Consider the following 21,364-nt stretch of genomic DNA (forward strand, 5'->3'; position numbering starts at 1 on the left):
TTCCGGAATGAATAATCAGACTGGCGCCCAGCCGCTTACTCCAGATCAGCTGAAACTGACCGACCGCTATTGGCGTGCAGCCAATTATCTCTCCGTCGGCCAGATTTATCTGATGCAAAATCCGATGCTGCGCGAGCCTTTAAAGCCTGACCACGTCAAACCGCGTTTGCTGGGCCATTGGGGGACAACACCCGGCTTGAACTTCATCTATGTGCATCTCAACCGCATTATTAAAGAACGCAACAAGGATGTGCTCTATGTTTGCGGTCCCGGGCATGGTGGCCCGGGCATGGTAGCGAACACCTATCTGGAAGGCACTTATACTGAAACCTATCCTGACATTACCGAAGATGTTGAAGGTATGCAAAAGCTCTTCCGCCAGTTCTCGTTTCCGGGCGGTATTCCAAGCCATGTGGCACCCGAAACTCCGGGTTCCATCCATGAGGGCGGCGAGCTTGGCTATGCGCTTGTGCATGCTTACGGCGCAGCTTTTGACAATCCCGATCTCGTCGTTGCCTGTGTCGTAGGTGATGGTGAGGCCGAAACCGGCCCGTTGGCAGCAGCATGGCATTCCAACAAATTCCTCAACGCGAAGCGCGATGGCGCGGTGCTGCCGATTCTTCATCTGAACGGCTATAAAATCGCCAATCCGACCCTGCTCGCCCGTATGTCGGATGAAGACCTGCACAGTCTTTTCACCGGCTATGGCTATGAGCCATTTTTCGTTGAAGGCCATGAACCGGAAAAAATGCACCAGCTGATGGCAGCAACTTTTGACATGGCTTTTGACCGTATCAAAACCATTAAAGAGCAGGCCGATCTTAAATCGCCGGAGCGTCCGCGCTGGCCGATGATTATTCTGCGCAGCCCGAAAGGCTGGACAGGACCCAAAGTGGTTGATGGTAAAATGGTGGAGAACCATTGGCGTTCCCATCAGGTGCCGGTTGCCAATTGCCGTGCTGATGATGCACACCGCAAAATCCTCGAAGACTGGATGCGCAGCTATGAGCCGGAAGACCTGTTTGACGAAAGCGGTAAGCTCAAACCGGAATTACGCGCAATAGCACCGGATGGTGAAAAGCGCATGAGCGCCATTCCGCATTCCAATGGTGGCTTGCTGCGTAAGGAACTGAACACACCGGATTTCCGAAAATATGCGGTCAATGTCACCGAACCGGGCGCGGTTGAAGAACAGACCACCAAAATCCTCGGCGACTATCTGCGCGATGTCATCCGCCTCAATGACGAAGAGAAAAACTTCCGCGTCTTCGGGCCTGATGAAACCGCCTCCAATCGTCTGGGCAGTGTTTTTGAAGCAACCGACCGTGTCTGGATGGCTGAAACTTTAGGCAGTGACGACCATCTGGCGGCTGATGGCCGCGTGATGGAAGTGCTGAGTGAACATCTGTGTCAAGGTTGGCTGGAAGGTTATTTGCTGACCGGACGCCATGGCTTCTTCTCCTGCTATGAAGCTTTTATCCATATTGTGGATTCCATGTTCAACCAACATGCTAAATGGTTGCAAGTGGCACGCGAACTGCCATGGCGCAAGCCGGTTGCATCGCTTAACTATCTGCTGACGTCTCATGTCTGGCGTCAAGATCACAACGGCTTCTCCCATCAGGATCCGGGCTTTGTCGATCTGGTTGCCAATAAGAGCGCTGATATTGTCCGTGTTTATTTCCCGCCGGATGCCAATACGCTGCTTTGGGTGGGTGAGCACTGCCTCAAAACATGGAACCGCGTGAACGTGATTGTGGCTGGCAAGCAGCCATCACCACAATGGCTCACCATGGATGAGGCAGAAAAACATTGTGAAGCCGGTCTTGGCAAATGGGACTGGGCAGGCAGCGAAGATGGCATGGAACCAGATCTGGTGATGGCTTGTGCTGGTGATGTGCCGACCATGGAAACATTGGCCGCCACCGCAATGCTGCGTGAAGCATTGCCACATTTGCGCATTCGTGTTGTCAATATTGTCGACCTGATGGCGCTGCAATCACCGCAGCATCACCCGCATGGTATTGCCGATAGTGAATTTGATGCGCTTTTCACCACCGACCGTCCGGTGATTTTCGCCTATCACGGCTATCCATATCTCATTCACCGTCTGGTTTATAAGCGCGCCAATCATCCGAACTTCCATGTGCGTGGCTTTATCGAAAAAGGCACAACCACAACGCCGTTTGATATGGCTGTCATGAATGAACTGGATCGTTATCATCTGGCAATTGAAGCACTCCACCGCCTGCCTTTGGCCGCTGATATTGCCGAGCCTCTGATCACTTCGCTCAATGAGAAGCTGCAAAAGCATCATGACTATGTGCGTGAACATGGCGAAGACATGCCGGAAGTACACGATTGGAAATGGCCGCATAGCGGCGTTGTTGCATGAAACGAATTGGTGGCGGATTCCGATCTTTGATGCTGGCTTATGTGGTTTCAACTTTGACGCGGACGGATTTCGGGCGTGGTGTCTGCAGCATGCGGTTACGGACGCCGCATCCAAGTTTAACTTCAGTCTTCTGGTTGGTGAATTTGCGTGATCTTAGCTTTGGCCCGTTTGTTGATTTATAATTGCCTATGGCGTTTTCTACTCTCGCTCGCTTCCCATACTCGGTAAGATTTTGCCACTCCATCCGACCGCGTTGAGCATTTGTGCGGCTATGCCAGTCACGCTGATCAGGTGGGCCATATGACGCTTCTTGTAAGTCTCGTATTCGTGGCGGAATGATAATGCTCACACCGGGACTATGACTGCGTAAAGCTTGATAGGTTTGATCACTGTCATAAGCACCATCTGCCATGAAACAAGCGATGGGGCGATCAATCATATCAAGCAAATCAGGAACCTGGCTGAGGTCACTTGTATTTTGATCAGTCAGTGTTTCTGCAATGACCTGATTGCTATCTGCATCAATAGCAAGATGCAGCTTGAGCCATTTTCGGGCAGATTTAGCGCCATGCTTTTCTTCAAGCCATTGGCCAGCTTCATATATCTTCATACCAGTGCTATCGACGATCACATGAAGAGGTTCATCTGTTCCATCCCTCCTGGTGCACCGGGTTAAGCTGGAAACAACAAGATTGGCGCAGCGTCTGCTGAATGTTGTGTGATCTGGCACCGGCAGTTCAACATTGAGTAGCCGCAACAACGAGGCCATTAAGCCTTCTGTCTGACGCAGAGGCTGGTTAAACACTTTGCCACATATCAGCGTCGTCTCAATAGCCAGGTCAGAATAGCGACATTGACCACCGCGCGTCTTGCGCAGTGGTGCAATCCATCCGGCTATAGCTGCTTCACTGATCCACAAAGTAACACTCCCGCGCTGACGCAAGCCTGCTTCGTACTCCGCCCAGTTCGTGACCTTGAACTTCTGCTTGGGTATCCGGTGACGACGGGCGGAATTGTGCTTGAAAGGCATTGGCTTGATCCAAATTCTCAACGAACCAAAACATTAAAAGCCAATGCTATAAAAACTCTGAAACTCACCGGCGATTGATGCACCAACGCCGCTGTAGGTGACTTATTCACCAGTTTAAATTCTGGTGTACCACGACGCCCTTTAGCCGATCTTGGGGGAGATTCTCAACGCCCGAAGCGCATTGAGGATGACAGCGACGTCAATCAGCTCCTGGAGTAATGCACCCTGAACAGGTTTTAGATAACCGAACGCGGCTGCGATCATGGCGATTACAGAAAGACCAATCCCAACCACTACACTTTCGACAGCAATGCGCCTTGACCTCTTGGCAATTTCAATCCCGGCGCGAAGTCTATCTATTCTATCTACGAGGAAAACGACATCGGCAGCTTCTGCCGAGGCTGCCGCTCCCCTCGCACCCATGGCAACGCCAACATCAGCCGCTGCAAGTGCGGGCGCGTCGTTGACGCCGTCTCCGACCATCATCACGGGGCCGTTCTTACGCTCGCTGAGCACGGTCAGCACCTTTTGATCGGGCGAAAGCTCCGAGTAGACGGCATCGAGCCCCAAACCCTTGGCGATACGTTTGGCCACTGCAGTACGATCACCTGTCGCCAGCACTATTCGCTTTACGCCGTCCTTGCGCAATCCCCGTAACGTATCGACAACTTCGCCGCGCAAGGGATCGGCCATGATGATATAGCCCGCAATCCTGGCGTCTATTGCGACTGCAACCAGGGCCGCTCCAGCTTCTCTATGGGGGATTTCACTCAGTTTTGCATTGACCTGTCTCTCAACGAAGCTATGTCCACCGACAACGACGCTTTTGCGATCGACCCAGCCCGCCACGCCATCTCCGGCCAGTTCGCTTACATCGGTCGGCAATACAAGATCTATACCGCGCCGCTGAGCGGCCAGTACAAGAGCCTGCGCCATCGGATGTTTGGACACTTGGTCAAGGGAGGCGGCGAAACGCAGTAGATCATTTTCGCTCAATCCTGGCTGCGCATTGATTGAAGTAATTTGTGGGCGGCCATCTGTCAGTGTTCCAGTCTTGTCCAGTACCAGCGTATTGATACGGGCCATGTTCTCTAATGGACGAGCACCCTTTACCAGCACGCCGAAATGAGCGGCGCGCGATAGTCCCGCAACAAGAGCGACTGGCACCGCCAAGATGAGAGGACATGGTGTCGCCACGACGAGAACGGCGACCGACCTAATCGGGTCTCCCGTGAAAAACCACGCGCCGAAGGCGATTAAGACGGTCACTATCAGAAAGCCGATAGACCATTGGTCTGCTAGCCTAGACATCGGGGCTTTCGAATGCTGGGCCTCTTCCACGAGCCGAACAATGCCAGCGTAGGTGCTATCTTTTGCTTCGTGTCTGGCAACAATATCGAAGGCATCGCCAGCATTTACTGATCCGCTCAAAGCATCGGCTCCGGATGTAAGCGAAATCGGAAGTGACTCTCCCGTCAAAGCAGACATGTTTACGAAAGCTTTTACGGAAGTGATACTTCCGTCGACGGGGATGACGTCTCCCTGACGGATCAGAAGGCGGTCACCCGGACGAATAGTTTCGACGGCAATCTCTTCGAGATGGTCATCGACATATCGCATTGTTGTTCGCGGTGCGCGGGACAGCAAAGCATGCATCTCACGGCGTGCTCGTCCCTCGGCAAAGCTTTCAAGAAAGGCTCCCCCAGTATACATGAGAGCGACAATCGAAGCCGCCAGCATTTCCCCAAATGCCAGCGCGGCCGTCATCGACATCGCCGCGACGATATCCAGCCCAAACTCCTTTCGCCATAAACTCCGGAGAATCTCGACGAGCAAAGATCCCAGCACAGGCAAAGTGGCAATGGCCCAGATTATCCGTGCTCCCGAGAAGTAGCCGGAAAAGTGCAAGCCGAGCCCCATCACAAGTCCGCACAAGGCAAAAATCAGCAGGATTGTTTTTGATCGATCTTCAACCGAGAACCGCATCTTCATAGTCTCCTCCGACCTATAGAATGAGCAAATTATAGAGCCCTGCCTCTGACCGACTACAGTAATTCTTCTTTACATATGTATTCTCTATAAACTCAGATCGACGGTCAGACCGCTGTGCCGACTAGGGCCCCAATACCAGCCGTGATTGCCATGGCCAATGCGCCCCAAAAAGTGACGCGAACGGTTGCCTTAAGCATATTAGCTCCTCCCGCCTTGGCGCCGATTGCGCCTAGTAAAGCTAGAAACAGCAAGGAAGAGATAGCAACCGCATAAAGCAAGATCGAGGGAGGCGCGATGAACGCCATCAGCAAGGGTAGGGCGGCCCCAATCGAGAACGTGGCCGCTGAGGTCAGTGCTGCTTGCACAGGCCGTGCTTCCATGTGTTCGACAATTCCCAGTTCGTCACGGGCATGTGCCTCCAGAGCATCGCGTGAGGTCAGCTGTATTGCCACCTCCCGCGCCAATTCCGAAGTTAGGCCGCGATCAATATAGGCTTGCATCAATTCATCGAGCTCTGCTTCGGGCTGAGATTCGAGTTCCCTGCGCTCTCTGGCAAGATCTGCCAACTCCGTATCGGATTGAGAGCTGACGGAAACATACTCACCCGCCGCCATGGACATCGCGCCTGCGACAAGGCCCGCGATGCCAGCGACCATTATCTGTGTTGTTCCCGTTGAAGCAGATGCGACGCCCATAATGAGGCTGGCCGTTGAGACAATGCCATCATTGGCGCCGAGTACCGCTGCGCGAAGCCATCCGATCCGAGATACGAGGTGGTTTTCTGTATGCAATCGGCTCATTGAGCTACCTCCGGACGTTGGATTCATATCATCATACCGCTATCGAGACCCTTTGCCAGTGGACTGAAAATTTGAAGTTATAGAATTCTTCTCCGGTGATTGGGGTTTTACCTTTTTCGTTAGAGTTTATGCGCAGGTTTTGAGGATCTGCCTGTTCGAGGGAGGCTTGAAAAGTTTAACAGTATACATTATAGTATATTATATAATGTTAACGTCGGAGGCAACGATGCCCGTCACCAGAATATCTGAGAAGCTGTCGGTATCTTCGCAGCCAAACGCGCAAAAACTCAGTGTACTCGATCGAAGCGGCTTCAAAACGCTGATCAACAACCGTCCCGATAATGAAAGCGCAGAACAGCCTGGAAACCAGGCTGAATGCGATGCAGCCCACCAATCCGATCTCTCTTATGCGTATATTCCGGTCACAATGAATACGATCACTGAAGCTGATGTGCGTGCGTTTCACGCGGCGGTCAGAAAATCCGATGGCCCAGTGCTTGCGCATTGCAAGACGGGTATGCGCTCGCTCAGCCTTTATCTGATCGGCGAGGTATTGGACGGACGCATGTCTGTTGAAGACGTCGTACCATTCGGACATCAGCTCGGCTTTGATACCAGTGTCGCAGTATCGTGGCTTAAACGCTTTGCTGACCATCAACCGCGGGTAAAAGGCTTTTTCGATAAGCGAACCTCCAGTGTTCAGTACGTGGTGTCCGATCCGGCAACCGGTATTTGCGCCATTGTAGATCCCGTTCTCGACTTTGATGAAAAGTCGGGGGCCACGGCGACGATCAATGCAGACGCAATTCTCGATTACGTCCGCAATAGTGGCCTGACGGTCGAATGGATTCTCGACACTCATCCACACGCCGACCACTTTTCCGCAGCTCAGTATCTCAAGGAGAAAACGGGCGCAAAGACGGCGATAGGCGAGCATGTAATCAGAGTCCAGAAGCTGTGGAAGGAGATCTACAACTGGCCCGAACTAGCTACAGATGGCTCGCAATGGGATCGGCTCTTTGCCGATGGTGAGGCGTTTAAGGTTGGTTCCATCGATGCCAGAGTTATGTTCTCGCCGGGACATACGCTCGCTTCAATCACTTACGTGGTCGGCGACGCGGCATTTGTCCACGACACAATTTTTATGCCCGACAGCGGTACGGCACGGGCCGATTTTCCCGGCGGCGATGCGCGAGCATTGTGGGGGTCAATCCAGAATATCATAGCACTTCCCGATGAGACGCGGCTATTCACCGGACATGATTACCAACCGGGCGGTCGTGCGCCGCGTTGGGAATGCACCGTGGCTGATCAAAAGAAGCACAATCCGCACCTGTCGGGCGTATCAGAAGAAGCCTTCGTTGCCTTACGGACCAAGCGCGACAAAACGCTGCCAATGCCAAGGCTCATCTTGCATGCGTTGCAGGTGAACATAAGTGGTGGACGTCTACCTGAGCCAGAAGCCAACGGTAAGCGCTATCTGAAGTTTCCGCTGGATGCTCTGGAAGGGGCTGCATGGGAATGACCGTGAACAGCATAACGATGATGAAAGCTGGACTATCTTCAGTTGAATTATCTCTGCGCGCGAACGAAGTCGCAGACCTGCTCAAGACGCTGTCCCATCCAGCGCGTCTGATGATCGTTTGCAGCCTGGTGGAAGGCGAGTATTCCGTTGGTAGGATGGAAGAAAAGATCGGGGTTCATCAACCGCACCTGTCGCAGCATCTAACGGTGTTGCGCAGTTCCGGAATAGTCGAGACGCGACGGGAGGGGAAACAGATTTTTTATCGCCTCACAGAAGAAAAGGCAGCGCAACTGGTCGCCTCCCTTTACGACATCTTCTGCGTGGAGAAGGCGAAATGAGCGCTGACAGTGCGTGAGAGAGTTAGGATCCTATGGTGTTGAGTAATTCCATCCTTGCGGCGGTGGGTTCCGGAAGTGTTGTTGGCTTTATGCTGGGATTGCTTGGCGGCGGCGGCTCCATCCTCGCTACACCGTTGCTCCTTTACGTCGTCGGTGTGAGCCAGCCCCATGTCGCCATCGGTACGGGTGCACTTGCTGTTTCAGTCAACGCGTTCGCGAATTTTACGAGCCATGCTCTGAAGGGGCACGTCTGGTGGCGTTGTGGTGTTGTCTTCTCCGCACTTGGCGTTATAGGGGCAATTATCGGATCTAGTCTCGGAAAAGCTCTAGACGGTGATCGCCTCATCTTTTTGTTCGGTATCCTCATGATCGTCATCGGTCTGTTCATGTTGAAGCCCAAAAAGAGATTGGACGTGGAGCGCCGCCCGATCGATTTAAGAATGTGTCTCGTAACGGCAGCAGTGGCTCTCGCTTCGGGTGCGGCATCAGGATTCTTCGGTATCGGCGGCGGCTTCCTGATTGTGCCCGGCTTGATGTTGGCAACAGGTATGCCGATGATCAACGCAGTCGGCACATCCCTTCTCTCCGTGGGGGCCTTCGGACTGGCCACGGCTCTGAATTATGCCAGTTCCGGTCTTGTCGACTGGTGGCTTGCTGGTGAGTTCATCGGAGGTGGTATCATAGGAGGGGTACTCGGAATGATGCTCGCCACGCGATTGAGCGCATACAAGAACATCTTAAACCGTATATTCGCTGCGATAATCTTCATGGTTGCGTCATATATCCTGTATCGCAACTCTATTGGCGTCAGATAACTAACCAATTGGCAGCCTCCCACAGCAGTGACCAAGTGAAAACTGAATGATTGCCCATCCGACAGCCCGTGCATCTCGGGCCTGTTCAATGAACGGGCAGTCTCTAAGCAGAACTTGATACAATTATCATAAAAGAAAAAAAGTTATAGTTGCCAGTGACATAACTAAAACTGTCAACCACCCCAGACTAGGCGGCGTGGACGAATTTGAGCCAGTATCTTGCGGTAGCAATATGAACCATGCTGATGAAGCTCTCGGCGAGTTGGTCGTATCGAGTAGCAATGGCGCGGTTGATTTTCAGTCTGCCAAACATCCGTTCGATTAGGTTGCGCTGTTTATACAGCGTGCGATCATATTCAATCTTCACGCGGCGGTTTGCTCTGCCAGGAATGACGGGCTTGATATTGCGGCTGGCAAGATCATCACGAATGGCATCCGCATCATATCCCTTGTCAGCAAGAAGCGCCTGTGGCGCTTGCTCGGGTAAGCTGATCAGAGTGTCGTAAGCCTTGCAATCTGCGGCTTCGCCAACCGTCAGATGGAAGGCAAGCGGTCTTCCTCTGGCATCAGCCAGACAGTGAAGTTTACTGGTGAACCCGCCCCGCGAGCGGCCAAGAGCGCGTCGATGAATCCCCCCTTTCCGCCCGCTGCCGAAATATGGGCCCGAACTGTGGTGCTATCGATGCTGTAGTGGCCGCTGTCAGCCATGATCTCAGCGAGCGTGATCGAAACAGCCTCCCAGACCCCGGCTTCGCTCCAACGCCGAAACCGCCGATAGATCGTATTCCAATTGCCGTATTTGGGTGGGACATCCCGCCAAGGCGTCCCGCAGCGAAGTCTCCAAAGTATGCCGTTGATGATCGCACGATTTTGCTCCGGACGACGACCGCGTCCCCGATTGACTGCTTCAATCGGCAATAAATCCTTCAGAACACGCCATTCGGATTCGCTCAGATCGCCTCGGCTCATGACTGCCTCCAAAAAGCAGTCTTGAATCAAGCTGCGATCAATTCGTCAACCAATTCGTCCACGCCGCCTAACCATCCAAATGGGTGCTGTCAGTCGCCCCATGATACGTCTGTTGGTTGCCATTGCCAGCAGGACTATCATCAGAGGTGTAGCCAGCACACCATTGAGAAATGCCGACCAATATAAGGCGCGTATCGGGTCTATTGCGCTTAAACTGAGAATGACCCCACCAATCGTTGAAATAGCGATCGTGCCATAGAACGCCTTGGCTTCGCGAGGACGCCGATCAAGTCCTTCAGGCCATCCAAACATCTCCGCGACGGCGTAAGCAGCCGACCCCGCCAATACGGGAACAGCGAGCAACCCGGTGCCAATAAGGGGTCAGAACAAGATTTGTTCCCCCAGACACGCTAAGGTCGAACGGACCATGAATCCTCGTCGCGAACCCTCATAATGGTCTGCCGGCTGGTTGCGAATTTTCTGGCGATCGCTGAAACACTCATGCCCGTCGCGAGATCGTTGCGGACACCCTGCTTCTGTTCATCGCTGAGCGTGAAGGGCCGGCCGAGGGTTTTGCCTTCCGACTTGGCGCGCTTGAGACCGGATTGCGTCCGCTCGATCAACAAATCCCGCTCAAACTGGGCAACGGCGTTGAGCACGTTCATTGTCATGGTGCCGGCCGAGCTGGTGAGGTCGGCGCCGCCGAGCGCGAGGCAATAGACGCGCACGCCCAATTCGGCCAGCGTTCTTACAGTGGTGCTGACGTCAATGGCATCACGGCCGAGGCGGTCGAGCTTTGTCACGATCAGAATGTCGCCGGATTCCAGCTTGTCCATGAGTCGGGAAAAGCCGCAGCGTTGCGCGATGGCGGTGCTACCGGAAACCGTCTCGGTGACGATCCGGCGCGGTTCGACCTGGAAGCCGGCGGCTTCGATTTCCTGAAGTTGGTTTTCGGTGGTCTGGCCGGTCGTGGAGACGCGGACATAGGCGAAGGTGCGTGGCATGAGGGTAATTCTGTCCGAATAGGCTGTCCAAAATATTGCCTCTGTTCATAAGACTGTCAAGATAATTTGTGGACAGGGTGTTTTACCCCTGTACGCAATCGCTCGTTTTTGGACAGGAAACCCCACCCTGTTCATCGGGATGCCGGATGTAAAAGGAGTAGGCGGGTGGGGCGAAGGAAACTGATTAGCGCGGCAGAGGCGCAAAATCTTCTCGGGCTGGCGGACAAGGACGGTTTGATCCGGCACTATAGAGGGCATAGCGTTGGTTTCCCGCTAAACAACGCTAAGGGGGAACAAACAGGAAAAGACGCTGGGACGATCCCGAATCGTCGATGTTGTCTTGTCCTCATCAATTGCAGTAGCCGTCAGAGAGCGCCAATTAGAACGCCACCTGCCGCGGCGGCGAGCACCACGATCCAGGGTACGATCTTCCACGTCATCAACAGCACGAAGCAGGTGAGTGCCAGGGCGAACTGGTATGGGCCGACGATGGCGCTGGTGAAGACCGGATCGTAGAGTGCCGCGCCAAGGATACCGACCACGGCAGCATTGGCGCCGCGCATCAGGGCTTGCGCGCTGTCGCGTTTGCGAAAGCTGTCCCAGAACGGAATGACGCCGAGCAGGATCAAAAAGCCCGGCAGGAAAACCGCAATCAGCGCAATGCTCGCGCCGATGAGGCCGTTGGGCTCCGGCCCCAACACGGTTCCGAGATAGGCCGCGAAGGTGAAGAGCGGCCCCGGAACAGCCTGCGCCGCCCCGTATCCGGCTAGGAACTGATCGTGGCTGACCCAGCCGCTTTTCACGACTTCTGTTTCGAGCAGCGGCAGCACGACATGGCCGCCGCCGAAGACCAGTGATCCCGCGCGGTAGAACGAGTCGAAGACGGCCAGCTCTTGTGAGGGTATGGCGGGGGCGAGGATCGGCAGTCCGATCAGCAGGGCGAAGAACAAGACGAGCGAAACTGCTCCAAACGTCCGTGAGACGGGGAATTCGATGTGCCGGGTGATTGCTTTGTGATGATTGCGGCAGAAGAGAAGGCCTGCCGCCGCGCCGGCGGCGATCGCCGCCACCTGGCCGAGTGCGCCCGCCACAAGCACGATGATCAGCACCGCGCCGAGAGCGATCGTGGCCCGTTCGCGGTCCGGGCAGAGGTTCCTTGCCATGCCCCAGACGGCCTGTGCCACGATGGCAACAGCAACGATCTTGAGACCGGTAATAACGCCGCCGCCGACCGGGCCGCCAAATGCCGCAGCGCCATAGGCGAAGAGAACAAGTAGGAGCGCCGACGGCAGGGTAAAGGCTGCCCAGGCCGCAAGTGCACCGAGCGGACCGCCGCGTAAGAGTCCCAGGGCAAAACCGACTTGGCTCGATGCCGGGCCGGGCAGGAACTGGCTGAGCGCCACGAGATCGGCATAGCCTTGCTCGTCGATCCATTTGCGCCGCGACACCAGTTCGTCGCGAAAGTACCCAAGATGCGCAATCGGCCCGCCGAAGGAGGTGAAACCGAGCTTGAGAAAGGTTGTGAAGACCTCCCCGGCCGAGCCTCTGACGGCGCTGCTTTCATCGTGGCTCGTTGTTGTATCCGTCATCGTTTCATTGCCTCTCCGGTAAATTCACGGACGCGCTCCTTGGCCAAGGCGAGACCTTCGCGCCCTTTGTCGGTAATGGAATAGAGCTTGCGCACCGTGCGGCCGTCGCGCTCCTCGCGCGAGGTTAGGTAGCCGTCCCGCGTCATCTTGTGCAGCAGCGGATAGAGCGTACCGGCAGACAGGCGGTAGCCGTGGCTTGCCAGTTCATCGATCATCCACTGTCCGTAGATCTCATGCTCGGCTGCGTGATGAAGCACGTGCAGACGCACGAGGCCGGAGAGGAGATCATGGTGCTCCATCTTCAGCGAATGCCTTTTCCCAAGCGCATCGTTTTCCGATTGGCTCCCTGTCATGCCACCTGCCTTCTTGATTCGCGGAATGATCGGTTCATACTATCCGTTTACGATAGCGAAAATCGATTGCAGGGAAAAGACAAAGATATGGAACTCATCCTGATCGGCCTTGTGGCGCTGCTGACCGCCGGTGTAACGCTCTTCTCCGGTTTCGGTCTTGGGACGATCCTGATGCCGGTCTTCGCGCTGTTCTTCCCGGTGCCCTTGGCGATCGCGGCGACCGCGGTCGTGCATTTCGCCAACAACATCTTCAAGTTCGGGTTGATGGCCAGGCAAGCCGATTGGCGGGTCGTGGCACGGTTCGGGGTGCCGGCCGCCCTCGCTGCCATCGTTGGAGCAAGTCTTCTCACCTGGTTCGACAGGATGCCGGCTCTCGCGAGCTACATGCTCGGTGGATCGGCCTATGAAATCACTGTCGTCAAGGCGGTCATCGGTGTGCTGATTGTCGCCTTCGCCCTGCTGGAACTATGGCCGCGCTTTCAGGCGCTTGCATTTCCGCCGCGCTGGTTGCCACGCGTGCTGTCAGGGTTCTTCGGCGGCCTGTCCGGCAATCAGGGGGCGTTACGTTCTGCCTTCCTCTTGAAGGCGGGCCTTACGAAGGAGGCTTTCGTCGCCACTGGTGTCGTCGCGGCGGTGATAGTCGATGCGGTACGGCTGGTCACTTACGGGACGAGTATCATGGCGGATAACCTTGCCCGGTCGCAGGAAATGCTCATGCCGGTAGTCATCGGCACGATCTGCGCGTTCGCCGGTTCGTTCGTAGGCAAGCGTGTCCTGCAGAAGATCACGTTGCGGACCGTGCAGCTTATCGTGGCTGTGGCCATGTTGGTGATTGGGGCCGGACTTGTGTCGGGTCTGATCTAAAAACACCAGCATACTCGCGCGGGACGCGGGCAATGGATTGATCGGCGTCAAGGCGACCGGCGCTTTGGTCCGCACGAGATCACGGTGGTCAAAGCCGTGGTCAGACTCGAAAGCTTCATATAGCTGTCATCGAACAGCTATATCGAATTCCGATATCGGTATCCGAGGGAGATGAGATGCGGGACGGTATTTATCGTGTGCTTTTTCTTTCACGCCGCAATTCCGCGCGCAGTGTGATGGCACAGGCAATCTTGAACAAGATTGGCAAGGGCAGGTTCGAAGCCGTCAGCGCCGCTGTCGATCCCGCACCCGCAATCGAACCTGTTGTTCTGGATTTGCTGCGGAGCGCGGAGTATCCGGTGGAGGACATGAAGCCTCAGCACTTTGAAGCATTCGGAGCGTCCGGGGCGACGGAGCTCGATTTCGTCTTTACGCTGAGTGACACCGCTGCAGGCGAGCCTCTCCCCGAATGGCCCGGTCTTCCGGTCACGGCCCACTGGCGCTGCCCGGACCCGACCCTGGTCAAGGGTGAGGCGTGGGAGCGCAAGCGGGCGTTCACGGAGGTTCTTGCAGGACTGGAGCGTCGGCTGGGCATCTTCATCAATCTGCCGTTCGCCTCGCTGGACCGCATGAGCCTGCAGAACCGGATCCAAGATATCGGTGAAGCACGAGAGCCCTAGGCTCAGCAATCGGCCCTCACCTGAGGGCACAGCGTTGCATCGGCTCTAAGTGCTTCGACTAACACCCAGTCGACGCATTTCCCGATAGACTGTCGACCGCCCAAGGCCGAGCTGCTTTGCCGCTTCGGCGGGAGATATGCTGGCTGCGATCAGTTTCATCGCCGCATCGACCTTTTTCATGTCGAGCGGCTGGCGCCCCGGCTTCTTTCCTTTCGCTCGCGCGGCGGCGATGCCGTCCTTTGTGCGCTCCGAGATCAACCTGCGCTCGAAATGGGCGATGGCGCCGAAGACATGGAAGATCAGCTCGCCGGCAGCCGAGGAGGTGTCGATCTTTTCCTCGAGGCTGAGAAGGTCGATCTTGCGCTCCCGCAGCATCTTCACGGTTTCCAGCAATTCCGCCAATGACCGTCCGAGCCGGTCGAGCCGCACGACCGCGAGCGTGTCGCCAGCACGGGCATAGGCAAGCAGTTCGGCCAGGCCCGGCCGGTCCATGTTCTTTCCGGATTGGACGTCGCTGAAAACCTTTATGGCACCGGCCTGCTCAAGGCGCATTGCCTGGCCGGCGACATCCTGATCACCAGTCGAGACGCGCGCATAACCGAGAATTGCCCCCATATTCATGTCTCCGAAACGTCCGTTCTGTGGACAACCGAAGCTGCGTGTGTCGGAATACTGTGATTCCGTCCACAGAATATGTCTCTTTATTCCGAACTGTCCATGAATTTTCGAGTCCTTTTAGGGGCGGCGGAAGGAGCACCATGCGCAAGCACGAACTGCTGAACGAAGCCGAGCGGGAACAGTTGCTGGGTTTTCCGACGAGCCGAGACGATCTTGCCCGACTTTACACCTTCGAACCGCACGACCTCGACCTGATCCGGCTTCGCCGAGAGAATCGCAACCGTCTCGGTGTTGCTGTTCAACTTGCGCTGTTTCGCCATCCCGGCATGACATTGGCACAAATTCTTCAACGCAGCGCCGGGCTTTCCGAAGAACTCGTGTCCTTCATTGCCGAGCAGCTCGACCTGCCGGAAACTGCCTTCGCCGCATATGCCGTCCGCGACCAGACAATGACCGATCATGCCCGCGAGCTCGCCTCGGCACTCGGCCTTCGAGGCGCAAGCCGGACCGATATCCCCTTCATGATCGAGGCGGCCGCCAAAGCTGCCTGGGGAACGGACAAGGGTGTCGTGATCGCCGCCGGTATCATTGACGCGCTGCGCCAGGCCAAGATTCTTCTGCCTGCTACCTCGACCATAGAGCGCGCTGGCATTGCCGGCCGGGCGCGTGCCAGAAAACAGGCGGCTCATGCGCTCCTGTCCGGTCTTCGGCCGGCTCAACTGGACGCGCTCGATGCGCTTCTGGCTGCAGATTCGACCGGCGCTATGCCGCTCACCTGGCTCAAGACGATCCCGGTGGCTGCAAAGCCCGATCACGTTCGAGGCATTCTCGATCGTCTGGGCGTGGTGCGGAGGATCGGCATCCCGCCGAAATTAAGCGCCGCCATCCACCCCGCCCGCTACCGGCAGTTCGTGCGTGAGGGGCGCGTGTCCCCCGCCTATATGATCGAGCGTTACACGACGTCGCGCCGGCGGGCGACGCTCGTTGCATTTCTGATCGACCTCGAAGAGCGGCTTACCGACGCGGCCATCGAAATGGCAGACAAGCTGATCGGCGGTGCGTTCAGCCGTGCCCAGAACAAGCAGGCCCGCCGCTATGGGGCGACCGCGAAAGACGTCGCCCGGCTGATGCGACTGTTTCGCGGTACGATCGACGCTCTTGCCGGTGCTATCGACAACCACTCGGACCCGGTCGAGGCAATTGACGAAACTGTCGGCTGGATCAATCTGCTCAAAGCCAGACATGAGATTGCCGAGCTCGCCGAAACTGCCGATGTCGATCCCCTCACGGTGGCCGTGGACCGCTATGCGACATTGCGGAAGTTTGCTCCGGCGCTGATCGAAGTTCTCGAATTCAAGGCCAACCGAGGAAGCACGCGAACGATAGCCGGCGTTCAAAAGCTTCGCGAACTCAACAGGTCGGGCAGGCGCGATGTGCCGCCGGATGCGCCGATGCCGTTCAAGGAGGAATGGCGGAAGCTGGTGATCGAGCCGGATGGCAAGATCAATCGTCGGCTCTACGAAACGGCTATGCTGGCGCACTTGCGCAACAAGTTGCGTTCCGGGGACGTCTGGGTTGAGCGGTCGTCAGCCTATCGCCGCTTCGACAGTTACCTTCTGCCGGAACCGGCCGCCGCTCCAATCGTCGCCGAACTCGGATTGCCGACCGCCGCCGACACATGGCTCGAAAAGCGCGGCCGGGAACTGGACTGGCGGCTGAAGAAATTCGCGCAGCGCCTCAAACGCAACCAGCTTGAAGGCGTCCGCTTTGCCGAAGATCGGTTGCAGGTCTTACCCGTCAAGACCGCAGTTCCCGACGAAGCCGAAGCACTCGCCGATCGCCTGGACGCAATGATGCCGCGCATCCGCATCACCGAACTGCTGCATGAAGTGGCGCGCGAGACCGGATTCATGGCGGCCTTCACCAATCTGCGCACCGGCGAAAACTGTCCGAACGAGAGCGCGCTGCTGGCCGCAATTCTGGCCGATGCGACCAATCTCGGGCTCTCCCGCATGGCGGCCGCCAGCCACGGCGTCACCCGAGACCAGCTCATCTGGACACAAGACGCCTACATTCGTGAGGATACCTACCGGGAAGCGCTCGCTACCATCATCAATGCTCAACACCGCCTGCCTATCGCTTGGGTCTGGGGTGACGGAACCACGTCAAGTTCTGACGGGCAGTTCTTTCGTGGCGGCAAACGTGGCACGGCAGGAGGAGACATCAACGCCCGCTACGGCGTCGATCCGGGCTTCAGCTTCTACACCCACGTCTCCAATCAACACGGCCCTTTCCACATCAAGGTTCTCTCGGCGGCGACGCACGAGGCGCCCTATGTGCTCGACGGGCTACTTCACCACGGCACCAATCTCTCGATTGCGGAGCATTATACCGACACTGGCGGCGCGACCGATCATGTGTTCGCGCTCTGCGCCATGCTTGGGTTCCGTTTCTGCCCGCGGCTACGCGACTTCCCGGATCGCCGACTGATCCCGATCGAGCATCCCGCGGGCTATCCCGAAATCGCGCCGCTCCTCGGCAAACGCATCCGCACCGATGTCATCCGCGAACATTGGGATGACGTGATGCGTCTGGTCGCTTCGCTCAAGACCGGCCATGTCGCGCCATCGGTGATGTTGCGGAAGCTCTCGGCCTATGAGCGTCAGAACAAGCTGGACATAGCGCTTCAGGAGATCGGCAAAATCGAGCGAACCCTGTTCATGCTCGACTGGCTGGAAAGTCCGGGGCTGCGACGTAGATGCCACGCCGGTCTCAACAAGGGCGAGCAGCGCCATGCCCTCGCGCAAGCGATCTACACCTTCCGACAGGGACGCATCATCGACCGCAGTCACGAGGCCCAACAGTACCGGGCCTCCGGCTTGAACCTCGTCATTGCGGCGATCGTCTATTGGAATTCCACCTATATGCGTGACGCCATTGAGCATCTGCGCTCGCAGGGGGAAGCTGTTTCCGACAATCTCCTGGCTCATACCTCCCCGGTCGGGTGGGAGCACATCGCCTTTTCCGGTGACTTCCTCTGGGATCGCGCCGCAAAGACGACCGGCCGGAAACCGCTCAACTTATCTACAAAACAGCGAGTGGCGTGACCGCGTTCCACCTTAACGTTGTTTAGCGGGAAACCAACGCTATGCCCTCAACTTCATGTCGTGCGAGATACCTCGACGATGAACTTTGCTTTTATGATAGTTTTGGTCAGGCTCGAGCCGAGCTTGACAGAGCCCAAGAACAGGTAGTTCCGCGAATACTTTCGGGCGTAATGACCGCTTTAAATCACTATTCCCCGGTAATTCGCTGCGTCGGACAAGAGAACTACGGCATCACCGCAGATGGCGTTCGAATATTCGATCTCCGCTTTGGGATATCAAACAACATCAGCGTATCCCGCCTTGTTGCAGCCGATACTATGACTGAGTCTCTTTCGAGCGCTCTTAGACGCGGACGTTCGCTCGCGCCTCAAGTCGCGAGCTTCTATGATCTTGCTCACAAGGAAGCCGACCCAACAAAACAGTATCTTCTCCTTTTCATCACGTTGGAGTTGGCAATCGGAATAGCCTTCCAGTGCAGCTATCGCCAAATCGCAGCGCAAGGCGCCCAAGCTCAACTGCGAGATCATACTAAGGTTAGGCTTCAAGAGAAGTTCACTTGGTTGCGTCAATTCGTTTGGACGACACTTAATCCGGATGATGATCAACTTTTCCAATCACTCCGGCGATCTCGTAACGACATCGCTCACGGCAATGCGGTGAGTATAGATAAAAGCCGTCGACTGGAATTGGAGAACCTAGTTCAAAGGGTATTGTCTGTAGCGTAGCTCACGGCACCAGTAAGTGAGCGCCGGTAAACGCCCGAGGCACGGCACCGCCAGTTGTCCGCGGACAACTTCGGCCTCATCTGGGATTGATGGTTAATCGTTTGTAAAATGTTTACGAATCGGGCTTAATGTCAACTTCGCAGTTATCGATGTTTTTGCATGATTTGCGAAGTTGAAGGGCCTTAAATGTTAACAACTACTAACTATACCGATACCCAGGAACATCTGCCTACCTTGTTGTCGGCGGATTCACTAGAGTTGTCTCGCCAACTTCAACTTCATCAGCAAAAAATCTTTGCTCCCACCTCCCAAAAAACCATACGTCAATTTTCTCCAGCAGAAGCCGCCGCATATATTGGTATCGGCGAAGGATATTTGCGACAGGTGGCAGCTGAAGGGCACGGCCCAGAGCCAATGGCTAATGGTCGCCGGATGTACAGCCCTGACGACATGGGCCATATTAGACGCATTCTTGACGAAAAGAACGGCGCGCCCAAATACGTCCCGAACAGACGGGCCGGCGAAAAGCTTCAAGTTATTGCCGTCATGAATTTTAAGGGTGGCTCTGCAAAGACGACCACCTCTGCACATATGGCGCAGTATCTTGCCTTGCGGGGCTACCGAGTACTAGCTATCGATTTGGATCCCCAGGCTTCGTTGTCTGCGCTATTTGGTCACCAACCGGAGTTGGACGTTGGAGAAAGCGAGACTCTATATGGCGCGATCAAATATGAGAATCCTCGTCCAATAACTGAAATAGTGCGTTCGACATACACACCAAATCTGCATGTTATTCCGGGAAATCTCGAGCTCATGGAATTTGAGCACGAAACTCCAAAAGCAATCATGTCTGGCCATGCGGAGAGTATGTTCTTCGCTCGCATTGGAGAAGTCGTTACCGATATTGAAAGCCTGTACGATGTCGTGGTCATCGATTGCCCGCCTCAGCTAGGCTTTTTGACGATGTCCGCGCTTTGTGCGGCAACCGGGGTGCTTATCACAGTTCATCCACAAATGCTTGACGTGATGTCGATGAGTCAGTTTCTCGCGATGACGAGCGAGTTGATGGCGGTAGTGGAACGAGCCGGTGGCAGGACTAGTTACGACTGGATGCGCTACTTGGTCACTCGTTACGAACCTAATGATGGGCCGCAAAGCCAAATGACAGGGTTCATGCGGGCTATATTTGGCAACCGTATGCTTCACAACGCTATGCTGAAATCGACTGCGATCTCGGACGCAGGAGTTACAAAACAAACCCTGTACGAAGTGGAACGTTCACAATTTACCAGGGGTACTTATGACCGTGCGATGGATTCATTGAACGCAGTCAATAGTGAGATTGAGAGCCTTTTGAAATCGACGTGGGGGAGAAAATAAACGATGGCACGTAAGAATTTGATCGGTATTTCCCTCGATCCGGAAAACGCTCAGCTTCCTTCTAACGAAACCGAGCCGTCAAAGAGCCGCCCACTTGCCGGTTTTGTTCCTGCTGCAAGAGCCGCACCGATAGGCGGAATTACGAAATCGCTCGGGAACATTACACAAAAGGTAGAACGCGTAGACGTACTCGAGCGGCAACTTGCGGAAGGTCAGACCGTAGTTGAAGTCGATCCGATACTTATTGACAACTCTTTCGTCTCTGATCGTTTAGAGATCAATCCCGCGCAGCTCTCGGAGTTGGTGGAACAAATCAGGCTTAACGGTCAGCTTGTTCCCATACTTCTGCGTCAACACCCACTTGATCGGAACAGATATCAAGTCGCTTTTGGCCATCGTCGGCTAGCGGCAGCGAGGGAACTCGGAATAAAAGTTCGCGCGGTTATCCGTGATCTGTCTGATGAACAATTAGTCGTCAACCAGGGACAAGAGAATAATGCTCGTACTAATTTGTCTTACATTGAACGAGCTCTTTTCGCTGCACGGCTTGAGGAGAGGGGGTTTTCCCGAGATGTGATCATGGCCTCGTTGGCAATTGACAAAGCCGCGCTATCCAAGATGTTGTCGGTGGTCAAACAAGTATCGACGAAGCTAATAGAGGCGATTGGAGCGGCTCCCGAAGTAGGGCGACGGCGCTGGATGGAACTCGGCGATAGAGTTCAGAACATCTCGATTAGCGACTTGATCGGCGCGTTGTCCGCGGACAACACTCGTGGGCTTACGAGTGACCAACGATTTCAATTCGCTTCGGATTACATAGCGCAACAACTATCCAAGCCAAAAAGCCTCAATCGGCCTGCAACCGAATCGGTATCTTGGACGGCGGATGACGACGCTATGAACTTCACGATGAATCGCCGGTCGAAGAAAGTTGCAATCGAACTTTCAAACGCAAATGCGGCGCCGTTCGGAGACTGGCTAACGCGTCGTCTAGATACTCTTTATGCAGAGTTTAAGAATTCGAAATCGGAAAACGCAGGAGACTAACAAGCAAAAGAAAAAGACCCCCAAAACGTTACCGTCAAGGAAGTCTCTCTCACGTTGTAGCAGACTGAGAATCGCATTTCCCCGAATCGGTGTCAAGAGTCATAGCGTCATTTTGGCGGGTGGATTTCTTTTG

General features: G+C 55.4%; 17 protein-coding genes and 1 pseudogene. 9 read left to right on the top strand and 9 right to left on the bottom strand.

From position 1 onward, the window contains the following. Nucleotides 1–7: 7 nt before the first annotated feature. Nucleotides 8–2,395: a phosphoketolase family protein gene (locus OANT_RS24445; RefSeq protein WP_011983038.1), complete on the top strand. Its 2,388-nt coding sequence runs from the start codon at nt 8–10 to the stop codon at nt 2,393–2,395. A gap of 37 nt (nt 2,396–2,432) precedes the next feature. Here the strand turns inward: OANT_RS24445 and OANT_RS24450 are convergent, their stop codons facing one another. From OANT_RS24450 to OANT_RS24460, 3 genes are all read right to left on the bottom strand, one after another. Next, on the bottom strand, nt 2,433–3,425 hold the full coding sequence (locus OANT_RS24450) for an IS5-like element ISOcan1 family transposase (protein ID WP_011983039.1): 993 nt from the start codon (nt 3,423–3,425) through the stop codon (nt 2,433–2,435). Nucleotides 3,426–3,566: 141 nt separating this feature from the next. Next, nucleotides 3,567–5,411: a heavy metal translocating P-type ATPase gene (locus tag OANT_RS24455; RefSeq protein WP_040128237.1), complete on the bottom strand. Its 1,845-nt coding sequence runs from the start codon at nt 5,409–5,411 to the stop codon at nt 3,567–3,569. Nucleotides 5,412–5,521: 110 nt separating this feature from the next. Continuing rightward, nucleotides 5,522–6,217: a VIT1/CCC1 transporter family protein gene (locus OANT_RS24460; RefSeq protein ID WP_011983041.1), complete on the bottom strand. Its 696-nt coding sequence runs from the start codon at nt 6,215–6,217 to the stop codon at nt 5,522–5,524. A gap of 226 nt (nt 6,218–6,443) precedes the next feature. Between OANT_RS24460 and blh the strand changes: the two genes are divergently transcribed. From blh to OANT_RS24475, 3 genes are read left to right on the top strand one after another with little or no spacing between them, the layout of a single operon-like run. Then, entirely contained in the window at nt 6,444–7,742 is a 1,299-nt protein-coding gene (blh, locus tag OANT_RS24465; RefSeq protein WP_011983042.1) for a bifunctional sulfur transferase/dioxygenase Blh, read from the top strand. Further along, nucleotides 7,733–8,080 carry a sulfite-sensing transcriptional repressor BigR gene (gene bigR, locus OANT_RS24470; RefSeq protein WP_011983043.1) on the top strand — a complete coding sequence of 116 codons (348 nt, stop codon included), beginning with the start codon at nt 7,733–7,735 and terminating at the stop codon, nt 8,078–8,080. The genes blh and bigR overlap by 10 nt, the downstream gene beginning before the upstream one ends. Nucleotides 8,081–8,112: 32 nt before the next feature. Next, nucleotides 8,113–8,895 carry a sulfite exporter TauE/SafE family protein gene (locus OANT_RS24475; protein ID WP_011983044.1) on the top strand — a complete coding sequence of 261 codons (783 nt, stop codon included), beginning with the start codon at nt 8,113–8,115 and terminating at the stop codon, nt 8,893–8,895. Between the two features lie 187 nt (nt 8,896–9,082). Here OANT_RS24475 and OANT_RS27485 read toward each other — a convergent pair. From OANT_RS27485 to OANT_RS24505, 5 genes and pseudogenes are all read right to left on the bottom strand, one after another. After that, nucleotides 9,083–9,864, bottom strand: a pseudogene (locus tag OANT_RS27485) (IS5 family transposase). 45 nt (nt 9,865–9,909) lie between these two features. Then, on the bottom strand, nt 9,910–10,239 hold the full coding sequence (locus tag OANT_RS24490; protein ID WP_080514382.1) for a divalent metal cation transporter: 330 nt from the start codon (nt 10,237–10,239) through the stop codon (nt 9,910–9,912). Between the two features lie 35 nt (nt 10,240–10,274). Continuing rightward, complete coding sequence (locus OANT_RS24495) at nt 10,275–10,868, bottom strand: recombinase family protein (RefSeq protein WP_011983045.1); 594 nt, start codon at nt 10,866–10,868, stop codon at nt 10,275–10,277. A 365-nt stretch (nt 10,869–11,233) separates the two neighbouring features. After that, nucleotides 11,234–12,457: a chromate efflux transporter gene (chrA, locus tag OANT_RS24500; RefSeq protein ID WP_011982975.1), complete on the bottom strand. Its 1,224-nt coding sequence runs from the start codon at nt 12,455–12,457 to the stop codon at nt 11,234–11,236. Further along, nucleotides 12,454–12,756, bottom strand: a complete 303-nt coding sequence (locus tag OANT_RS24505) for a PadR family transcriptional regulator (protein ID WP_011982976.1) — start codon at nt 12,754–12,756, stop codon at nt 12,454–12,456. The genes chrA and OANT_RS24505 overlap by 4 nt, the downstream gene beginning before the upstream one ends. A 141-nt stretch (nt 12,757–12,897) precedes the next feature. Between OANT_RS24505 and OANT_RS24510 the strand changes: the two genes are divergently transcribed. After that, nucleotides 12,898–13,674, top strand: a complete 777-nt coding sequence (locus OANT_RS24510) for a sulfite exporter TauE/SafE family protein (RefSeq protein WP_011982977.1) — start codon at nt 12,898–12,900, stop codon at nt 13,672–13,674. Between the two features lie 176 nt (nt 13,675–13,850). After that, nucleotides 13,851–14,354, top strand: coding sequence for an arsenate reductase/protein-tyrosine-phosphatase family protein (locus OANT_RS24515; RefSeq protein ID WP_011982978.1), 504 nt, complete (start codon nt 13,851–13,853; stop codon nt 14,352–14,354). A 45-nt stretch (nt 14,355–14,399) separates the two neighbouring features. Here OANT_RS24515 and OANT_RS24520 read toward each other — a convergent pair whose 3' ends face one another. Further along, nucleotides 14,400–14,969 carry a recombinase family protein gene (locus OANT_RS24520; protein WP_011982979.1) on the bottom strand — a complete coding sequence of 190 codons (570 nt, stop codon included), beginning with the start codon at nt 14,967–14,969 and terminating at the stop codon, nt 14,400–14,402. 143 nt (nt 14,970–15,112) lie between these two features. Between OANT_RS24520 and OANT_RS24525 the strand changes: the two genes are divergently transcribed. The 3 genes from OANT_RS24525 to repB all read left to right on the top strand — a co-directional run bounded on the left by OANT_RS24525 (nt 15,113) and on the right by repB (nt 21,231). Further along, nucleotides 15,113–18,079, top strand: a complete 2,967-nt coding sequence (locus OANT_RS24525) for a Tn3 family transposase (RefSeq protein ID WP_011983046.1) — start codon at nt 15,113–15,115, stop codon at nt 18,077–18,079. Between the two features lie 911 nt (nt 18,080–18,990). Next, on the top strand, nt 18,991–20,184 hold the full coding sequence (repA, locus tag OANT_RS24535; RefSeq protein ID WP_011983048.1) for a plasmid partitioning protein RepA: 1,194 nt from the start codon (nt 18,991–18,993) through the stop codon (nt 20,182–20,184). Nucleotides 20,185–20,187: 3 nt separating this feature from the next. Next, nucleotides 20,188–21,231: a plasmid partitioning protein RepB gene (gene repB / locus OANT_RS24540; RefSeq protein WP_011983049.1), complete on the top strand. Its 1,044-nt coding sequence runs from the start codon at nt 20,188–20,190 to the stop codon at nt 21,229–21,231. Nucleotides 21,232–21,364: the final 133 nt, after the last annotated feature.

This window comes from Brucella anthropi ATCC 49188 (assembly GCF_000017405.1).
Classification (GTDB): Bacteria; Pseudomonadota; Alphaproteobacteria; order Rhizobiales; family Rhizobiaceae; genus Brucella; species Brucella anthropi.